Source organism: Mesobacillus sp. (assembly GCF_049588175.1).
Taxonomy (GTDB): domain Bacteria; phylum Bacillota; class Bacilli; order Bacillales; family Cytobacillaceae; genus Mesobacillus.
This window is the reverse complement of sequence record NZ_JBAVFI010000783.1, coordinates 1-3,577: the sequence shown is the minus strand read 5'-3', so window position 1 is coordinate 3,577 and position 3,577 is coordinate 1. Positions and strand designations below refer to the sequence as shown.

General features: G+C 40.2%; 4 protein-coding genes. 1 reads left to right on the top strand and 3 read right to left on the bottom strand.

Annotated elements, in window-relative coordinates; all coding sequences use genetic code 11:
• On the bottom strand, nucleotides 1-251 hold a 251-nt coding region (locus tag WB217_RS18975), incomplete at its 3' end, for a response regulator (RefSeq protein ID WP_423994895.1).
• A gap of 193 nt (nucleotides 252-444) precedes the next feature.
• Nucleotides 445-1,152, bottom strand: a complete 708-nt coding sequence (locus WB217_RS18970) for a cytochrome c biogenesis CcdA family protein (RefSeq protein WP_423994894.1) — start codon at nucleotides 1,150-1,152, stop codon at nucleotides 445-447.
• A 304-nt stretch (nucleotides 1,153-1,456) separates the two neighbouring features.
• On the opposite strand from WB217_RS18970, the gene WB217_RS18965 reads away from it, so the two are divergent.
• Entirely contained in the window at nucleotides 1,457-1,627 is a 171-nt protein-coding gene (locus WB217_RS18965; RefSeq protein WP_335429856.1) for an aspartyl-phosphate phosphatase Spo0E family protein, read from the top strand.
• A gap of 50 nt (nucleotides 1,628-1,677) precedes the next feature.
• Here the strand turns inward: WB217_RS18965 and WB217_RS18960 are convergent, their stop codons facing one another.
• Nucleotides 1,678-3,471, bottom strand: coding sequence for an ABC transporter ATP-binding protein (locus WB217_RS18960; RefSeq protein ID WP_423994893.1), 1,794 nt, complete (start codon nucleotides 3,469-3,471; stop codon nucleotides 1,678-1,680).
• Nucleotides 3,472-3,577: the final 106 nt, after the last annotated feature.

The window sequence follows — 3,577 nt, the reverse complement described above, 5'->3', positions numbered from 1 at the left end:
CCCATAGCCGAACACATAATGATTTTTGCGTCCTTAAAATCCTTTTTGATTTCTTTTACCGCATCAAGCCCGCTCATTTCGGGCATCGTAATGTCCATTGTCACAAGATCGGGTTTCAACTCGCGATATAGCCTTACTGCTTCACTTCCGTTTTCTGCTTCCCCTACGATTTCGTGATCCGCTTTTTTCAATATATTCGTTAAAGTGATTCTCATAAATTTCGCGTCGTCAACTATCAAAATTCTGGCCATCGCTGTATCCTCCCCGACAATCACAACAAGTATAAATTTATTATATTTGCCTTCTATTACTATATAACTATATTTACACATTAATTTCAATGTTAATACACCAACAATGTGCTGAATTGGAAAAAATAACTTATGAAAAAAATCTCATTTATGGACATATATCTTTTAAGCAATTCGAAATCTATAATGTTTTTTAAAAACCGGTAAAGTCGCCAAACAGCATAGAAAGTAAGGAAATCAGTTTTGTCATCCAATCAAAAAACAGCATGACTCCGACTAAAATCATGATATAGCCGCCAATTTTAACGATCTTGACATTATGCTTGCGAATCCACTGCATCTTTCCGATGAAAAATGAAAGAATGAAGAAAGGAATTGCAAAGCCAAGTGTATAAGCGATCATATAAAGCATTCCTGACCCTGGATTTGAACTAGCCAGAAGGATAACAGACGCCAGAATCGGACCGGTACATGGTGTCCATCCGGCTGCAAACGCCATTCCAATCAAGGAAGAACCAAAATAACCTGAAGGACGGTTCTTGAACTCGAACTTTCGATCTTTCATAAGGAATTCAGGTTTAAAAAAGCCAATGACCATCAAACCAAATGCAATGATAAAAATCGCGCCAAGCTGACGGATTAAGTCCTGGTATTGGATAAAAAATTGGCCCACGAATGATGTCCCAAAGCCGATTGCAATAAAGATAATGGAGAAGCCTAAAAGGAAAAATAGTGTATGAAGCAGGCTGCGTTTCTGCAGCATTGCATTTTCACCTTTCAGTTCCCCGAGTGACATCCCGGTAATATATGATAAGAATGCAGGGTATAGCGGCAGGCAGCATGGAGAAATAAAGCTCAGGAATCCAGCACTTAAGGCTATAAATATATTGATATCTGTCATGATCACTACTCCAATAATTAGTCGATTTGTTCCTATTCTAACAAAATTTCAATCCCATTATAATATATAAGCTGTGAACAATTTATTAATTCTATAAAAATGATGTTTAACATTAAAATATCTGGGTAAATTAAGATGGTGTTTTATTTTAGCAGGGAATTTTTTTACAAATGTTTCTTTTGAAATTTGGCAGCAAATGCTATATACTAATATAGCACTTGAAATTATTTCTATATTTATAACCTTTTTACATAAATGTAGTTTGATAGACTGCTAAGAGATAAAACAGGAAAGGATTTTCACATTGTCTAAAGAGCAACTGATCACTCTAATCGAGAAGAAACGTGAAGAATTGATTCAAATCGCTTCGAAGAATGGCCTCAGCTCAAACATTGCGATCCATCATAGCCAGGAGCTTGATGAACTACTAAATGAATATAACCGGGCATACATAAAAAAAGTTCCAACCCATTAAAAAACAGCTAAACGCATCGGGCGTTGTAGCTGTTTTATTTTTTCCAATTGTTATCCTACTACATCTTCCAGCCTCTCCACTGAACCATTTTGCAGTAAATACATCTTGTGGTAAAGCCCCTGATGCGCAAGCAGCTCCTGATGTGTACCCCGTTCGACGATTTCTCCATGATGCAGCACCACAATCTGATCGGCATCCTGTATCGTTGATAAACGATGAGCAATCGCAATCGTGGTCCTGCCTTGGCGCATTTTTGCGAGTGCAGTCTGGATCGCCTCTTCTGTTTCCGTATCAATATTTGCCGTTGCTTCATCCAGGACAAGAATCTTCGGATTCGCGGCAATCGTCCTTGCGAAGGCAATCAGCTGTCGTTGCCCGCTTGAGAAAGTGGAACCTCGCTCCGTTACCTTATGGTCATAGCCATCCTCAAGCTTCGCTATGAACGAATCAGCCTGGACGAATTCTGCTGCTTTCCTGATATCATCCTGATGTAGATCACTGTTATGCAGCTTGATATTATCCCCTACCGTTCCATAAAACAGGAATGGATCCTGGAGAACCAGCCCCATCTTTTCACGCAATTCATTTACCGGATAATTTTTTATCGAAGAACCATCAATCAGGATTTCCCCACGATTGAATTCATAGAATCGCATCAGCAAATTGATGATCGAGCTTTTTCCGCTACCAGTGTGGCCGACAAATGCCAGGGTTTCTCCTGGATTTACGGTAAAGCTAATATTTTTCAGAACATCACGCTTCCCATCATATGAAAAGCTTACGTCCTTGAACTCAATTTGTCCTTCATTAATTTTCTTGGATTCTATACCAGTTTGCGCTGGCGCAAGTTCTTCCTCATCAAGGAGTTTAAATACCCTCGATGCTGCTACGATTGCCTGCTGATACATCGACAGCCGCATCATCATATTGTTAACCGGTTCAAAGAAGCGATCCAAGTAATTGATGAACGCGTACAGGACACCTATTTCAATAGGGCTATTGAATGAAGTGATCCCAAAAAAGCTGAGCACGATAATCAGTGCGAATACGTATACAAGGTCGACAGCAGGACGCAGGAGCAAACCATCTGCCTTGATATTCTTCATGCCCGCTTCAAAGTGCTTATCGTTTATGTCGCCAAACTCCTTCTTCAATCTTTCTTCCTGGCGAAACATCTGGATTATCGCCATGCCTTGAAGAGATTCACTCAGTTTTGCATTCAGCTGGCTTAACCTCTCCCTCATATCCTGGTAAAACTTCGAACTAAGCTTTCGGTACATGCTCATGATAAAGACAATCAGCGGTAAAATCAGCATCGTGAATAAGGCGAGCTTCACATTAAGAATGAACATCGCCACAAAAATCCCAATTAAAAGCATGCCACTCTGGATAAAGGTTGCGATTACGCTAACGAACATATCCTTAATTGCTTCAGTGTCGTTTGTCACCCTTGAAACAAGCGATCCTGCAGGTGTTTTGTCAAAGTACTTCAATCCTAACTGCTGTACCTTTGTAAAAACATCAATCCGCATTTGCTGAATGATCTTTAGGGCAATCTCCTGGAATTTCAGGAGCTGGAAATAAGAAACTAAAACATTCAATACCTGAATTCCCATATAAGCAGTTCCAAGCATAAGCAGTGGTTTGAAAGGCAGATAGCCTTCCCTTAAGTAATCATCAATAAATATCTTTACAAGAATCGGACCTAACACATCGCCCACTGTCGCAAACAGCAAGAAGCCAAAGGCGATCATGATCATTTTCATATGTGGCTTTGCATAAGCAAGAAGCCTAAACAGCACAAATCGTTGCTCTTTCGCGTTTAATACAGGTGTCTTTTCCATCATGTCACCCTCCCTGCTCGACAAGCTCTTCAAGCTGCTGCCTTACATACATATCCTTATACCAGCCGTCCTGTTCCATCAGCTGATCGTGCGTACCACGTTCAGC

Bases quoted from the DNA above. Each gene is read 5' to 3' on its own strand.
- WB217_RS18970 (WP_423994894.1), bottom strand. From the start codon at position 1,152: ATGACAGATATCAATATATTTATAGCCTTAAGTGCTGGATTCCTGAGC.
- WB217_RS18960 (WP_423994893.1), bottom strand. From the start codon at position 3,471: ATGGAAAAGACACCTGTATTAAACGCGAAAGAGCAACGATTTGTGCTG.